This is a genomic window from Chitinophaga barathri (assembly GCF_003807585.1).
In the GTDB taxonomy this organism is placed as follows: Bacteria; Bacteroidota; Bacteroidia; order Chitinophagales; family Chitinophagaceae; genus Chitinophaga; species Chitinophaga barathri.
In genome coordinates, this window is the sequence record NZ_RMBX01000007.1 from 19,638 (window position 1) to 35,796 (window position 16,159).

At 51.3% G+C, this 16,159-nt stretch carries 11 protein-coding genes; 9 read left to right on the plus strand and 2 right to left on the minus strand.

Features of this window, described 5'->3' with window-relative positions; all coding sequences use genetic code 11:
- The first annotated feature begins 46 nt into the window (after window positions 1-46).
- A complete protein-coding gene (locus EG028_RS13465; protein ID WP_120517331.1) occupies window positions 47-2,299 on the plus strand; it encodes a TonB-dependent receptor in 2,253 nt (750 codons plus the stop codon).
- A 260-nt stretch (window positions 2,300-2,559) separates the two neighbouring features.
- On the opposite strand, the gene EG028_RS13470 is transcribed toward EG028_RS13465, so the two are convergent.
- Both EG028_RS13470 and purN read right to left on the minus strand, forming a co-directional pair.
- Window positions 2,560-3,225 carry a hypothetical protein gene (locus EG028_RS13470; protein ID WP_123864661.1) on the minus strand — a complete coding sequence of 222 codons (666 nt, stop codon included), beginning with the start codon at window positions 3,223-3,225 and terminating at the stop codon, window positions 2,560-2,562.
- Between the two features lie 58 nt (window positions 3,226-3,283).
- The gene (purN, locus tag EG028_RS13475; protein ID WP_120517329.1) at window positions 3,284-3,847 is read right to left on the minus strand and encodes a phosphoribosylglycinamide formyltransferase; all 564 of its coding nucleotides are present in this window, start codon (window positions 3,845-3,847) and stop codon (window positions 3,284-3,286) included.
- A gap of 568 nt (window positions 3,848-4,415) precedes the next feature.
- On the opposite strand from purN, the gene EG028_RS13480 reads away from it, so the two are divergent.
- From EG028_RS13480 to EG028_RS13515, 8 genes are all read left to right on the plus strand, one after another.
- Window positions 4,416-5,651, plus strand: a complete 1,236-nt coding sequence (locus tag EG028_RS13480) for a c-type cytochrome (protein WP_241559138.1) — start codon at window positions 4,416-4,418, stop codon at window positions 5,649-5,651.
- A gap of 60 nt (window positions 5,652-5,711) precedes the next feature.
- Complete coding sequence (locus EG028_RS13485) at window positions 5,712-8,819, plus strand: TAT-variant-translocated molybdopterin oxidoreductase (RefSeq protein WP_120517328.1); 3,108 nt, start codon at window positions 5,712-5,714, stop codon at window positions 8,817-8,819.
- An 87-nt stretch (window positions 8,820-8,906) separates the two neighbouring features.
- Window positions 8,907-10,340: an NrfD/PsrC family molybdoenzyme membrane anchor subunit gene (nrfD, locus tag EG028_RS13490; RefSeq protein WP_120517371.1), complete on the plus strand. Its 1,434-nt coding sequence runs from the start codon at window positions 8,907-8,909 to the stop codon at window positions 10,338-10,340.
- A 41-nt stretch (window positions 10,341-10,381) separates the two neighbouring features.
- Window positions 10,382-10,975 carry a DUF3341 domain-containing protein gene (locus EG028_RS13495; protein WP_120517327.1) on the plus strand — a complete coding sequence of 198 codons (594 nt, stop codon included), beginning with the start codon at window positions 10,382-10,384 and terminating at the stop codon, window positions 10,973-10,975.
- A gap of 262 nt (window positions 10,976-11,237) precedes the next feature.
- Window positions 11,238-11,768, plus strand: coding sequence for a c-type cytochrome (locus EG028_RS13500; RefSeq protein WP_162946531.1), 531 nt, complete (start codon window positions 11,238-11,240; stop codon window positions 11,766-11,768).
- A gap of 47 nt (window positions 11,769-11,815) precedes the next feature.
- Entirely contained in the window at window positions 11,816-13,015 is a 1,200-nt protein-coding gene (locus EG028_RS13505; RefSeq protein ID WP_120517325.1) for a quinol:cytochrome C oxidoreductase, read from the plus strand.
- Window positions 13,016-13,076: 61 nt separating this feature from the next.
- Window positions 13,077-14,156, plus strand: a complete 1,080-nt coding sequence (locus tag EG028_RS13510; protein ID WP_120517324.1) for a cytochrome c oxidase subunit II — start codon at window positions 13,077-13,079, stop codon at window positions 14,154-14,156.
- Between the two features lie 95 nt (window positions 14,157-14,251).
- A complete protein-coding gene (locus EG028_RS13515; RefSeq protein ID WP_120517323.1) occupies window positions 14,252-16,078 on the plus strand; it encodes a cytochrome c oxidase subunit I in 1,827 nt (608 codons plus the stop codon).
- The last annotated feature ends 81 nt before the right edge of the window (window positions 16,079-16,159 follow it).

The following is a 16,159-nucleotide window of genomic DNA, read 5'->3' on the forward strand; positions in this document are numbered from 1 at the left end:
GATTGCTATTTAATTAGATTTTAAATTTGTCTCATAAAATACAATCATGATCCCCAGAATTTTACTAAACCTGACTATATGTTTGTTCCTCACACCGGCCCTGGACGCGGATGCGCAGGGCCGGTTAAAAGGGACCGTAACCACCGGGGAGCAACCTGTGCCTTTTGCTTCAGTAGGGTTTAAAGACCTTAAAACCGGCATTGTTACAGACGAAAGCGGCACATTTGACCTGAAAAACGTGCCCCCGGGAAAACGCATTTTGCAGGTAAGCGCCGTCGGGTATGTTACTTCCGTGCAGACGGTAACCGTCAAACCGGCGGGTATCACCACTTTTAATGTCACTTTGCAGCCAACTTCATCCAACCTGAATGAAGTGGTAGTGAGCGGCACCTTACGCCCGGTGACTAAAATGGAAAGTCCTGTGCCGGTGGAGGTCTATTCTCCCGTGTTCTTCAAGAAAAACCCTACCCCCAGCATCTTCGACGCCCTGCAGAACGTGAACGGCGTGAGGCCGCAGCTCAACTGTAACGTCTGCAATACCGGGGACATTCACATCAACGGTCTCGAAGGCCCTTACACCATGGTGTTGATAGATGGGATGCCCATCGTGAGCGCACTTTCAACTGTGTACGGTCTTTCCGGGATACCTAACAGCCTGGTGGACAGGGTGGAGATCGTGAAAGGCCCGGCATCCACGCTGTACGGCTCCGAAGCGGTGGCGGGCCTCATCAATATCATTACCAAATCGCCTTCTACCGCTCCGAAATTCACCGCGGACGTGATGGCCACCAGCTGGCAGGAATACAGCGCGGACCTTGGCTGGCGCTTTAATGCCGGCACCAGGGCGCAATCCCTGCTGGGTGTGAATTACTTTAATTACCAACACCCGATCGATAATAACGGGGACGGCTTTACGGACGTTACCTTACAACATCGCGTGTCCGTATTCAATAAATGGAACTTCAACCGGAAAGATGACCGGGTGGCTACCATTGCCGCAAGGTATTTTTATGAAGACCGCTGGGGCGGGCAGACCCAATGGAACAAAACGTGGCGCGGAACGGACAGCGTTTACGGGGAAAGTATTTTCACCAGCCGCATTGAAGTGCTGGGCCAGTACCAGCTTCCCATGAAAGAACATGTCATGTTCCAGACCTCTTTTAATTACCACGACCAGAACTCTGTATATGGGGCAATGGCATTCCTGGCCAAGCAGAGCATTGCCTTCGCGCAGCTCACCTGGGACAAACAGGTGGGGAAACACAACCTGCTGGCCGGCCTCCCTTTCAGGTATACGTTTTATGACGACAATACCGTGGCCACCGCCAGCAAGGAAGAAAACAAACCGGACAAAACTTTCCTGCCCGGCGTGTTCGTGCAGGATGAAATAAAACTGGCTACGGGGCATAACCTGCTGCTGGGCATGCGGTACGACTACAATTCCGTGCATGGTAACATCGTAACCCCGAGGCTGGCCTACAAATGGGCGCCGAACTACCGTAATGTGCTACGGCTCAACGCGGGAACGGGTTACAGGGTAGTGTCCCTGTTTACGGAAGATCATGCGGCGCTGAGCGGCGCCCGTACCGTGGTGGTACAATCCGAGCTGAAACCTGAGCGCAGCTGGAACGCGAACCTGAACTACACCAAAAAGATCCCGCTGAACAACGCTTTCCTGAACCTCGATGCGACGCTCTTTTATACCTATTTCACCAACCGCATCATGCCCGATTATTCAAAGCCTGATACCATATTATATGACAACCTTCATGGCAATGCCATTTCAAAAGGCTTCAGCCTCAACGCCGATGTGATGTTCGCCTTCCCGCTGAAGGTGATAGCGGGGGTTACCTTGATGGATGTGTATGAAAAAGAAGGCGGTGTGAAGACCCGGCAGATGCTGACCGAACGTTTTTCCGGCACCTGGTCCATTTCGTATGCCTTTAACCGTATAGGCCTGACGCTGGATTATACCGGTAATATATATGGCCCCATGCTGCTGCCGCTGCAACCTAATGACCCGCGCCCGGGGAAATCGCCGGTATGGAGTATCCAGAACATCCAGGCGACAAAAAAACTGGGGAAGGAGTGGGAGCTGTACGCAGGGGTGAAGAACCTGCTGAATTTCCTTCCGCCTAAAAATTCCATCGCCCATTCCCACGACCCCTTCGACAAACGGACAGGGTACAACGCGGATGGTTCGGTGGACCCCTACAACCTCCTCTTCGACCCGACCTATGTATTTGCCCCGAACCAGGGGATCAGGGGATTTTTAGGGTTGAGGTTTACCAAACAATAGTCTGAAAGCCAGGTTCAACAGAAGGTGCGGCGCCATGATTTTAGTGGCGGTTGCACCTTTTCTGTTAATAAGAAAAGTGAAAAGTGAAAGGCCCGCCCATGGCGGATACCTATAAAATGCATATAGCGTAACTATATGATTGATATAGGGTTTGCGGAGATGAGGCGGACTTGATGCGGAGTTGATCCGGAGGGCGCGCGGCGCTGCCCCTTAGAATGGGTTGAAAAACAGCTGGTTATGTTATTTGTGTAAAAACGCTATTAAAGCGCAAGGCCCACTTTTATGCCTAAATGTACGCTCGGGAGGATGTTCCAGAGGTCATTTTGTTCGGTGGTAATGGAGGTGCCGTTGATGGAGTGCTGGGTGTATTTATATTGTTTCCCGCGGAGGCCGATACCGAGGTAAGGGTCAAGGATGAACTTGTCTCTTTTGATCTGGCGGCCGAGGAGGAACTGGATACCGTAGACGTGTTTGTCCGCGCTGTTCACATACAGGCTATTTTCAAAATTCACGTCTTCATCCGGGTAAAAGACCCTTTTATAAAAAAGAACGGGTTGGAAATAAGTGCCTTGTGCGTTGAAAGCGGACTGCCGGCGGATGAGATACCATTTCAGGCCGGCCCTTATGCCGAGGCCCCGGCCTTCCACAAATTGTTCCGTGCTGATCCCCGGTTTTCGCTGGCCAACGTCTACGCGTTTGAAGAAAACGAAGTCCGGGTAATCCGTATAAATGCCGATAACGCCCAGTTCGAGGCTCAGTTTTTCCGAGAGGTCCTGCTCGATGTAAATATCCAGTTCATTAATAATGGTGGTAGGATTTACTTTCAGGTAGGTCCTTTTACGAAAGGGCGCTTCCTGGGATTGCTGGGCATGAACAGATAAGCCGGTAAGTACAGACAGGAGAAAAATGGGTAGTATTCTTTTCATACAGCGGTAGGTTGAAGCTGCTAAGGCGGACAGTTTTTCCATCAACAGCCATTTACAATTATGACAATAATCGTTCCACAATCAGGGGGAACCAGCGGTGTTCCAGTGCCTGTACCTTCTTTGCGAGGGTTTCGGGCGTATCGTCCGGTGTGATGGTACAACGTTCCTGGAGGATCACGCCGCCGTCATCATATTTTTCATTGACAAAATGAATGGTGATGCCGCTTTCCGCATCGCCGGCGGCCAGTACGGCTTCGTGTACAAAGTGTCCGTACATGCCTTTGCCTCCGTATTTGGGCAGGAGGGCGGGATGTATATTAATGATCCGTTCGGGGAATGCCTGTACGAGATTGGAAGGCACTTTCCAAAGGAAACCGGCCAGTACTACCAGGTCGATGTTATTTTCCTGCAACAGCTTTACATAAGTATCGCCCCGGAAGAACTGTTCCTTATCGATAAGCACGGCGGGGATCTTTTCCCGGGCGGCTATTTTAAATATACCTGCTTCCGCTTTGTTGGACACGATCAGCGATACCTTTGCGAGGGAGGAGCCCCTGAAGTGATCAATGATCTTCTGGGCGTTGGTGCCTGCCCCTGAAGCGAATATGGCGATGTTTTTCAAGCTGGTCTGTTTAATGAGCTGCAAAAATAGGCAGATAAGAGTGTATGGATCAGCTCTTTTTTCATAAATTTAGGGAACGGGCTATCCTATTTGTGCACAAGTTGATGATAATCATCCGGTGTAATTGACTAAAATCAGGTGAACTCAACCTTTATTATTCTATCTTGTTAAGGATTGTTAGCTTCTTTCAAAGCAGGGCCTTCATTCAACAGGCAGGAACTTGATATTGACCGGCCGTTATTCCCTCATGCAAAAATAGTATCATAGAACTATGTCCGATCCCTTCAATAACGAAATATGATTTTTATCAGGAATTTATAATGGAGTTGGAAGGGCCTCCCTGTTACGCATGGTTACAATTAGCTACAGTTAAGCATTTCCGCAGATTCCGGTCTTGCGGGTTATAGATAAAATGTGCATCGAAAGCAAGGATAAAATTTTTTTCTTTGTTGGTAAATTGTCAACATTCTGTCTTATTTTTGCTGGCACTTTTAAAGAAACCTTAGGTCAAATCTAAACTAAATAGGCTGTGTATCGTCGTGTTTCCATTCGTTTGCGTAAGCAATTTGTGAGTGTTCTTATCCTATGCGCGGGACTGGTTAGTTCTTTTTCCGCAGCTCGGGCAGCAGATCCTGGTGCAGGTAAGGCGCTATTTCAGCAGAATTGTGCCTCTTGTCACAATGTTCACAAAAAATTGACCGGTCCTGCCCTTGCGGGTGTTGAAGACCGGTGGGCTGACAAGAAGCTGCTCCATTCGTGGATCCGCAACTCCGCGGCAGTTCTGAAGTCTGGCGACAAGTACGCCAACGACCTCTTTAATCAATATAACAAGCTGCCGATGACGAGCTTCCCCGCTCTCACGGATGCCAATATTGATGATATCCTGGCCTATGTCAGCGCTGAAGCCGCAAAACCTGTGGGTGGCGCTAAAGCAGCGGACGGCGCAACAGCGGGAGCTGATGGTAAAGAAGACGGCGGCAACAGCCTCCTTTTCGGCATTATCACCCTGATCCTCGCAATCGTTGCCGTTATCCTGATGCAGATCAACAGCAACCTGAACAAACTGGCTGCTGAGAAAGAAGGCCACGAGCGTATGGAGCCGGTTCCTTTCTACAAGAACAAGGCTTATATCGCACTCTGCATCGTTCTCCTCTTCGTAGTAGGCGGGTACTTCACCATCCAGGGCGCCATCGGCCTGGGCCGCCAGCAGGACTACATGCCGGAGCAACCCATCTTCTACTCCCACAAAGTGCATGCGGGCATCAACCAGATCAACTGTCTGTACTGCCACTCTTCCGCTGAGAAGAGCAAACATGCCATGATCCCTTCCGAAAACGTTTGTATGAACTGTCACAAGGCCATTACGGAATACACCGGGCCGGACCTGTTCACCGCGGAAGGTAAAAAAGTGAACGGTACCGCTGAGATCCAGAAATTGTACGATCACATCGGCTGGGATAAGGACGCACAGCGTTACACCAAACCCGCCACCCCGATCGAATGGACCAAGATCCACAGCCTGCCCGATCACGTTTACTTCAACCACTCCCAGCACGTAAATGCCGGTAAAGTACAATGCCAGACCTGCCACGGCGAAATCCAGAATATGGATGAAGTGAAGCAGTTCGCGGACCTGAGCATGGGTTGGTGTGTGAACTGTCACAGGACTACCCAGGTACAGTTTGCCAGCAATAACTACTACAGCATCTTCGAAAAATTACACAACGATATGAAGAGTGGAAAAGTGGACAGTGTAACTGTAGAAATGGTGGGTGGTACTGAATGTCAGAAATGCCACTATTAATAGCTATAAGATCTAATAAGGAAGAGATTAATTTTTCAAATCGTAACTCGATATAATCACATGGAGCAAAAAAAGTATTGGAAAGGCTTGGAGGAGTTGCACAATACAACTGCGCATCAGGAAGTAGTGAAGAACGAATTCAGGGAAGACCTGCCGTTTGAAGAGAGTGACAGCTTTCTGGGAGCAACCACCCCCCGCCGGGATTTCCTGAAATACCTGGGGTTCACCACCGCGGCCGCTACCATCGCCGCCAGCTGTGATATCCCTGTAAAGAAGGCTATCCCTTACGTGAACAAACCGCAGGACATTACGCCCGGCGTTCCCAACTATTATGCTTCTGCCTATACTGTAGACGGTGAGTACGTACCCCTGGTGGTAAAGACCCGTGAGGGCCGCCCCATCAAAGTAGAAGGTAACGAAATGTCATCCATCACCGGCGGATCCACCACTGCACGCGTGCAGGGTTCCGTACTGGCGCTGTATGACGTGGCCCGTCTCCGTTATCCCGGTATCAATAATGGTCCTGATAAAACAAAACTGGAAGAGCGCATCAAGGAACTGACCTTTGCGGAGCTCGACAAACAGGTAGCCGCCGCCATCGCCGGTAAACCGGTTGTACTGCTTTCTTCTACTCTTCTCAGCCCTACCACTAAAAAACTGATCGGCGAATTCCTGGCGAAATACCCCGGAAGCCGTCATGTTACATACGACGCGGTGTCTTACTCCGGTATGCTGCTTGCGAACGAAGCATCTTACGGTAAAAGAGCCCTGCCGACCTATCATTTCGAGAACGCGAAAGTAATTGTAAGCCTCGGCGCCGATTTCCTCGGTACCTGGCTGAACCCTTCCGAATACTCCCGCCAGTACGGTGCCACCCGTAAGATCAACGCGAAGAATCCGGAAATGAGCAAACATTTCCATTTCGAAAGCATGATGAGCCTCACCGGCGCGAATGCTGACGAAAGGTTCACCCACCGCCCCTCCGAAGCCGGCGTAGTAGCACAGGCTTTGCTGGCAGCGCTGGGCGGCGGCGTTTCCGCTCCCGTTATCGCGGACGCACGCCTGAAAGAAGGTATCGCCAAAGCGGCGAAAGCCATCCAGGCAAACCCCGGTAAAACACTGGTGGTGTCCGGCAGCAACGACCAAAATGTTCAGACCCTCGTAAACGCCATCAATAACCTCGCAGGTGCAAACGGTGCTACCATCGACTGGGCAGTGACCGCGAACTACCGCCAGGGCATTGACGCCGATATGGTACAGCTGGTGAATGACATGAACGCAGGCAGCGTAGGTGCGCTCCTCGTTTACGGCGTAAACCCCGCTTACGATTATTTTGACGCAGAGAAATTTAAAGCAGGTATCAAAAAAGTAGGCGTGGCAGTGTCCTTCAACGACCGCTACGACGAAACCACCGAGCTTTGCAAATACATCGTGCCTGACCATCACTACCTCGAAAGCTGGGGTGATGCGGAAGGCCGCACCGGTTATTTCGCGTTCGTGCAACCCACTATCGCACCGCTGTTCAAAACCCGCGCTTTCCAGTCTTCACTCCTTACCTGGAGCGGCAACGCCACTGCATGGGAAGATTACCTGAAGAACGAATGGATCGCGAAGCTGGGCTCACAGGAAGCATGGGATAAAACCCTGCAGGACGGTGTAATTGAACCGGCGGCTGGCGCGGCTCTGGCTGGCGCTTCTTTCACCGGCGACGTTGCTTCCGCTTCCGCCAGGATCGCCGCTCCGAAAACAAGCGGTTTTGAACTGGCACTGTACGAAAAAGTAGCGATCGGTAACGGTAAAGAGGCGAACAACCCCTGGCTGCAGGAAATGCCCGACCCGATCACCCGTTCTACATGGGACAACTACGCCTGTGTATCCAATAAAGTAGCTAAAACCTTCAAAACCGAACTGGGCGACGATTACGAGATCAACGCCGAGAAACAGGTACTGAAGATCACCGCAAAAGGCAAAACCGTTGAACTGCCCCTGCTGATCGTACCCGGTATCCACCCCGAGACTATCGCCATCGCAGTAGGTTACGGCCGCGGTAAAAAACAATATATCGGTAAAGCTGCCGGCGAAGTAGGTAAAAACGCCTATCCCTTCGTATCCTTCAACGGCACCACTTTCGATTACTTTGCACCAGAAGCCAAGGTGGAAGCCACCGGCTCTACATACGAGATCGGCCTGACCCAGACGCATAACAGCTACGAAGGCCGCCCGATCGTGAAAGAAACCACCCTGGAAGAGTTCATCAAGAACCCGAAAGAGGTGAACCACGACCGTGAGCACCTGGCTCAGTATGGTGCTGACTTCCGTAACGACGCCACCCTGTACACCGGCGGTACCAAGTTTGAATACCCCGGCATCAAATGGGGCATGAGCATCGACCTGAACACCTGTTTTGGTTGCGGCGCCTGCGTGGTGGCTTGTACAGCTGAAAACAACGTATCCGTAGTAGGTAAAGAACAGGTGATCAAAGCGCACGAGATGCACTGGCTGCGCATTGACCGTTACTTCAGCGGCGACGAGAACAACCCCGAGGTTGTATTCCAGCCGATGCTGTGCCAGCACTGCGACAATGCTCCCTGTGAGAACGTTTGCCCGGTAGCTGCTACCAACCACTCTTCCGAAGGTATTAACCAGATGGCTTATAACCGTTGTATCGGTACCCGCTATTGCGCAAACAACTGCCCGTATAAAGTTCGTCGCTTCAACTGGAGAGACTGGAACGGTGCGGACAGCTTTGAAGGCAACCTGCTGGACACCGCCGATATGAACGATGCGCTCACCCGCATGGTGCTGAACCCTGACGTGGTAGTGCGCAGCCGCGGTACAATGGAGAAATGTTCTTTCTGCGTACAGCGTTTACAGGATGCAAAACTGACCGCGAAAAAAGCAGGCCGCCCGATGAAAGACGGCGAAGCGCGTACCGCCTGCCAGCAGGCTTGCGCTACCGATGCGATCGTGTTCGGCAACATCAACGATAAAGAAAGCCGCATTTACAAGGTTCGTAACGAAGAGCAACAAGATCGTCTCTATTATGTGCTGGAAGAAACGCACGTGCTGCCTTCCATCAATTACCTGGCTAAGATCCGTAACAAGGATGCAGCCCCGGTAGCAGCCGCACACGGCGCGGAGCACAAAAAAGAGGAAGCTCATCACTAGAAATTAGAACAAGTAAAGAATCAGTTTTAAGTTTTGAATAAACGTAGTCCCGGGAGCGATCCCGGGATGAGCAAAGCTCAGAATACTATGCATTTGAAGTACGAATCCACACTGAGAGAACCTTTAATAGACGGGGTTAAGGATTATCACCAGGTAACTGAAGATATCATCAGTCCCATTGAGGCCAAGCCCGGAAAGCTGTGGTACATTGGTTTATTTATCTCTGTCCTGCTGCTGCTGTTCGGCGTTTTCTCCGTAACCTGGGAAGTATACTGGGGTACCGGGGTGTGGAACCTGAACAAGACTATCGGCTGGGGCTGGGACATCACCAACTTCGTATGGTGGGTAGGTATCGGTCACGCCGGTACGCTGATCTCCGCCATCCTCCTGCTGTTCCGCCAGGGATGGCGTACAGGGGTGAACCGCGCGGCTGAGGCGATGACCATCTTTGCGGTAATGTGCGCGGGCCAGTTCCCGATCTGGCACATGGGCCGTGTATGGATGGCCTTCTTTGTAATGCCTTACCCTAACACCCGTGGCCCGCTGTGGGTGAACTTCAACTCCCCGCTGCTCTGGGACGTGTTCGCGATCTCTACTTATTTCACGGTTTCCCTGCTGTTCTGGTACTCAGGCCTGCTGCCTGACTTCGCTACCGTTCGCGACAGGGCTAAAACCAAACTCCGCAAATATCTTTATGGAGTTGCCTCTTTCGGCTGGACCGGTTCCACCAAACACTGGCAACGCCACGAATCATTATCACTGGTGCTGGCGGGCCTTTCCACCCCCCTCGTACTTTCCGTACACACCATTGTATCCTTCGACTTTGCCACTTCCGTAATTCCCGGCTGGCACACCACCATCTTCCCCCCGTACTTCGTAGCAGGTGCGATCTTCTCCGGTTTCGCCATGGTGCAAACCCTGCTGATCATCACCCGTAAGATCCTGGGCCTGGAAGATTACATCACCCTCGGCCACGTTGAGGCGATGAACAAAGTAATTGTACTCACCGGTTCCATCGTGGGCGTTGCATACCTCACGGAGCTTTTCATGGCATGGTACTCCGGCGTTCAATATGAATTCGACACCTTCTACAAGTTCCGCGCCGCGGGTCCCCTGGGCTGGAGCTACTGGATCATGATGACCTGCAACGTAATCAGCCCGCAGGTATTCTGGTTCCGTAAAATGAGAAGGAACATCATGGTAACGTTCATTATGTCCATCATCGTGAACATCGGTATGTGGTTCGAACGTTTCGTGATCATCTGTACCTCACTGTACCGCGATTACCTGCCTTCCAGCTGGAGCTACTACCGCCCCTCCTGGCCTGAGGTTGGTTTTTACCTCGGTACTTTCGGCCTCTTCTTCACCTGTTATTTCCTGTTCGCCAAATACTTCCCGGTTATTGCCGTAGCGGAGATCAAGTCTATCCTGAAAACATCCGGACAGAACTTTAAGGAGAAAATGGACGTGTACGAAGAACAGGATGCAGAAAAATTCGCGCACGACCAGGCGCACCACTAAGAATTGAATCAGATTAACAGAATTACAGAATAATAATCCATATGGCTGTTAAAAAATTTGTTGTAGGCAGTTTTGACGATGAGGCGGTATTGTTTCCGGCGGTAAAGAAAGTACGCGCTGCCGGCTACAAGATACACGACGTATACACGCCTTTCCCCGTGCACGGGCTTGACCATGCGCTGGGCCTGAGAGAGACCAGCCTGCACACCGCAGGGTTCATATACGGCATTACCGGTACCACTACCGCGCTGTCTTTTATGAGCTGGGTATTTACAACAGATTGGCCGATGAACATCGGTGGTAAACCGCATTTCCCCTTGCCGGCATTCATTCCCATCACCTTCGAGCTGACCGTACTGTTCTCAGCCGTGGGCATGGTAATGACCTTTATGTATCTCTGCCAGATGGCGCCTTTCGTGAAGAAACACATCTTCCACCCGCGCCAGACGGACGACCTGTTTGTAATGGCGATCGAGCTGACCGAAAAAACGCCTGCTGCGGATGTGAAAGCATTCCTGGACAGCGTTGGTGCGAAAGAGATCAACGAACAGACGGTAGAAGCCGGATGGTGGATCGGCCGCTTTGACAAGGAAGACAAACTGTTTTCCAGGCCTGCTGCTCCGGTAAATGCGTAATTAAATTTTAGAAGAAACAGTCAGAATTTTTAAGGAGATGAAACCGAGCGAAGCGAGGTTCCATCCGACAACTGAAAAGACAGATCGACGAAGGAGATCCATCGAGACTTCTAGAAGTCAAAAAAAACGAGATAAACAACTACGGATGAAAAGGACTTCCAACATACTGATTGTAGCTGCCTTAGCTGGCGGAGCCTTCCTGGCCTCCTGCGGGAACAAGGGAGCGCACCACAGAAAGCCCGGTAAAATCTATGTACCTGATATGTACGAATCCCGTGCATACGAGTTTTACAATCCCCGCCTGGCGAGCCTGAAGCCCGTGGATGGTACGGTGAAAAGAGGCGCTATGCTGCCTTATCACCTGAAGGCGGAAGATACTGCGCAGGCTAACCTGGTGAAGAATCCCCTTGTGTTGGATGAAGCCGGTCTGAAAGACGGTAAACGTTATTACGATATTTATTGTGGTGTATGCCACGGCCAGAAACTGGACGGAAACGGACCGCTGTACAAAGGCGGAGACGGCCCGTACCCCGCTGCCCCGGCAAGCATGCTCACCGGTAAGGTGCTGGGTTATACCGAAGGCCGCATTTTCCATGTGATCACTTACGGTTACAACGTAATGGGCAGCTACGCCAGCCAGCTGGATATTGAACAGCGCTGGAAAGTAGTTGGATATATCAAGACCATGCAGAACGGCGGTAAAGCTCCCGAAGCTGCCCCGGCCGCTCCCGCTGCTGATTCAGCAGCCACCACCGCAGCCACTCCTGCACCGGCAGTAGCAGCAGCGCACTAATTTGTTTTAAACGCATTTCGAACTTAGTATTTTAATATACAACAGTAATGAAGGACCAATTTGTAGTACCAGCAAGATTAAAAACGACCAGCTTCGTGCTTTTGGGTATAGGCTTGCTGACTTTATTGATCGGATTATTTGCATTCCAGGGAGAGCACGGTTCTACCCGGTTTTGGGCGGGGATACTGCAAAACAGTTCCTTCTTCCTGATGGTAGTACTGGCCAGCACCTTTTTTATCGGTGTTACCACACTGGCGCACGGCGGCTGGCAGATCGCCTTCCGCAGGGTGCCTGAAGCCATCTCCATGACAGTGCCTGTACTGGGCGCAATCATGCTGGTAGTGCTGGGTTTCCTGATCTTCGGGAACAAAGGGCACATCTACCATTGGCTGCACCCGCATGGCGACCGCATCCTGGAATTCAAATCACCTTTCCTGAACGCCGGCTTCGTATCCATCGCCTCCGTGATCACGATAGGCCTCTGGAGCCTGCTGACCGTAAAGCTCCGCAAAATGTCCCTCGCTGAGGACAAAATGCAGCTGGACGCTGAAGGCCGTAAAAGCCTGATCTGGAAAGGTACCGTTTGGTGCGCCGGCTTTATTGTTGTATACGCGCTGAGCATGGGCTCCACCACCCCCTGGCTCTGGCTGATGAGCATCGACGCGCATTGGTTCAGCACCATGTACAGCTGGTACACCTTCGCCAGCACCTGGGTATCCGGCCTGTCCCTCATCGCACTGTTCGTCATCTACCTGAAAAGCAAAGGATATCTGCCGATGGTGAATGATGAGCACCTGCATGACCTCGGCAAATTCATGTTCGCGTTCAGCATCTTCTGGACTTACCTCTGGTTCAGCCAGTACATGCTGATCTGGTATGCGAACATGCCCGAAGAAACTGTTTACTTCCAGCCGCGCGTTTGGGGTGTGTTCCGTCCGGTGTTCTTCCTGAACCTGGTCATCAACTTCATCGCACCGCTGTTAATATTGATGAAACGCTCTTCCAAGCGTAACTATACACTCGTTGCATTCATGGCGGGACTGATCATCTTCGGCCACTGGCTGGATTTCTTCCAGATGGTAATGCCGGGCACCGTAAAACACCTGAACTTCCCCTGGTTTGAACTGGGTATCGGTCTGGGTTTTGTAGGCCTGATCATTTACCTGACGGCAAACCAGCTGGCAAAAGCACCGCTGACGCCGAAGAATCATCCGTACCTGAAAGAAAGCATTATCCACCACACCTGATGCGTGGTAAGGGCAAGAAACAACGTTTAGCATTAGATAACTTAATTATTATTCATTAGCAATGTCAGGATATTTAGCAGTTTTTGTAGTTGTTCTCATATTCGTCGTGATCTTCCAGATCGCGAAGGCCAGCGAATATGTGTCCATTCTGAAAGGTGAAAAGAAATCGCGGGAGCAATCCAACCGTATCAACGGTTTCCTGATGATCGTATTCCTGGTATTGGGATTGATCGGCGTATGGTGGTGCCATGACCTGCTGGAAGGCAGAATGCTTGGCGAATCCGCCTCCGTTCAGGGCGATGGAATCGATCAGCTGATCAGGGTTACCTTCATTATCACCATGATCGTATTTGTAGCCACCCAGGCCCTGTTGTTCTGGTTCGCATTCAAATACCAGGAAAAAGAAGGCAAAACGGCCTTTTATTTCCCGCACAACAATAAACTCGAAGTGATCTGGACCGTGATCCCCGCTATCGTACTCACCGTACTGGTAGCATTCGGTATCCGCCACTGGCTCCGCATCACCTCCGAAGCACCGAAAGATGCGATGATCGTGGAAGTAACGGGCAAACAGTTTAACTGGATCGTTCGTTACCCCGGTAAAGACGGTCAGCTGGGCCGCAAGAACTTTAAAAATATCAATAATGAAGACAATCCTGTTGGCCAGGATTGGACCGATAACCTGAACACGGATGATGTGATCTCTCCCGATCTGCACATTGTGGTAGGTAAAAACGTGAAACTGATCATCGGCAGCCGCGACGTGGTGCATGACGTAGGTTTGTCTCACTTCCGCCTGAAAATGGACGCAGTACCGGGTATCCCGACCACCCTGTGGTTCACGCCGAAGTTCACCACCGCGGAAATGAGGAAACGTACCGGCAACCCGGATTTCGTATATGAACTGTCCTGCGACCAGATGTGCGGCAGCGGCCACTACTCCATGAAAGCGAATATCATCGTGGAAACACAGGAAGAATATGACAAATGGATAGCCGCTCAGCCCACACAGTATGCACAGGCACATCCCGCACCCGCCGGAACGCCTGCACCTGCTGCGGATTCAACTAAAACCGCCGCTGCGCCTGCAGATACTACAGGTAAAAAAGTAGCGATGGCTGAAACGGCTGCAAAGCACTAATCACTAAGCTGACAGAGATTTTAGGAGCGTAAAAAATTTAAGAAAAAGCCCGAGAACCTGCCCCGTTTAACGGCTGATCATAAACAGAACTTATTATGAGTAACGAAGCAACATTGCACAATCAGGATTTAGCGCATCACGGACACGTGGAGCATGGGCATGGTAATGGCCACGATGGTCACGATCATCACCATGAGACCTTCATATCGAAGTATGTGTTCAGCATGGACCATAAGATGATTGCAAAGCAATTCCTCATTACCGGTATCATCTGGGCCATCATTGGTGCATTCTTCTCTGTATTGTTCCGTTTGCAACTGGGTTATCCGGATGCTACTTTCCCCTGGCTGGAAAGCATCCTCGGTCACTGGGCTGAAGGCGGCAGGATCACTGCTGAAGCATATTATGCATTGGTTACCATGCATGGTACCATCCTCGTGTTTTTTGTATTGACCGCCGGCCTGAGCGGTACCTTCTCCAACCTGCTGATCCCCTTACAGGTAGGTGCAAGGGATATGGCTTCTCCCTTCATGAACATGCTGAGCTACTGGTTCTTCTTCCTGGCCAGCGTTGTCATGATGAGCTCCCTGTTCGTGCAGACAGGACCTGCTTCTGGCGGCTGGACGAGTTACCCTCCCCTGAGCGCACTGGGCGACGCTTCTATCGGTTCTAAAATAGGTATGGACCTCTGGCTGGTGAGCATGGCGATATTCGTTGTGTCTTCCCTCCTCGGTTCCCTGAACTATATTTCCACCATCCTCAACATGCGTACGAAAGGCATGAGCATGACCAAGATGCCGCTCACTATCTGGGCGTTCTTCTTCACCGCTGTGCTCGGTGTACTGTCTTTCCCCGTACTGCTGAGCGGTTTCGTACTCCTGCTGTTCGACCGTCATGGCGGCACCAGCTTCTACCTCAGCGAACTGTTCGTACAGGGCAAAGTACTGCCTAACGAAGGCGGTTCCGCGATCCTCTACCAGCACTTGTTCTGGTTCCTGGGTCACCCTGAGGTGTACATCATTATCCTCCCCGCGATGGGTATGGTATCTGAGATCCTGGCGGTAAGTTCCCGCAAGCCGATCTTCGGTTACCTCGCAATGGTGGGTTCTATCTTTGCGATCACGCTCCTGGCGTTCCTTGTATGGGCGCACCACATGTTCGTGACGGGTCTGAACCCGTTCCTTGGCGCATTCTTCGTATTACTGACATTATTGATCGCGGTTCCCTCCGCTATCAAGGTGTTCAACTGGATCACGACGATCTGGCGCGGTAATATCCGTTTCACCCCCGCTTCCCTGTTCTCCATCGGTTTCGTGAGCACATTCATCTCCGGTGGTCTGACTGGTATCTGGCTGGGTAACTCTGCAATCGACATTCACCTGCACGATACTTATTTCGTAATCGCGCACTTCCATATCGTAATGGGCGTGTCCGCATTCTTCGGTATGTTCGCCGGTATCTACCACTGGTTCCCGAAAATGTACGGCCGTTTCATGAACCAGACGCTCGGTTTCATCCACTTCTGGATCACCCTGGTGGGCGCTTACCTGATCTTCTGGCCGATGCACTACGAAGGTATGGCCGGTATGCCGCGTCGTTACTTCGATTACAGCAACTGGGCTTCCTTCAATATGTTCGGCGGGCTTAACCAGTTCATCAGTTTCGTGGTGATCATCGTATTCGCTACACAATTATTATTTGTATTCAACTTCTTCTATAGCATTTTCAAAGGCCGCAAGCTGACCACGCCTAACCCGTGGGATGCCACCACCCTTGAATGGACTACACCGATCAACCCCGGGCACGGTAACTGGCCTGGTGAGATCCCTGAAGTTCACCGCTGGGCTTACGATTACAGCAAGGACGGGAAAGATTTCATTCCCCAGACTGTGCCTGTATCGCCTGACGAAAGCCAGCACTAATGCTGCCATGCGGGGTGAAACCCGCTTGTATAGAAGTTGTGGAACAGAATCGTGAAGAAATAACATGTTGCAAGAAAATTC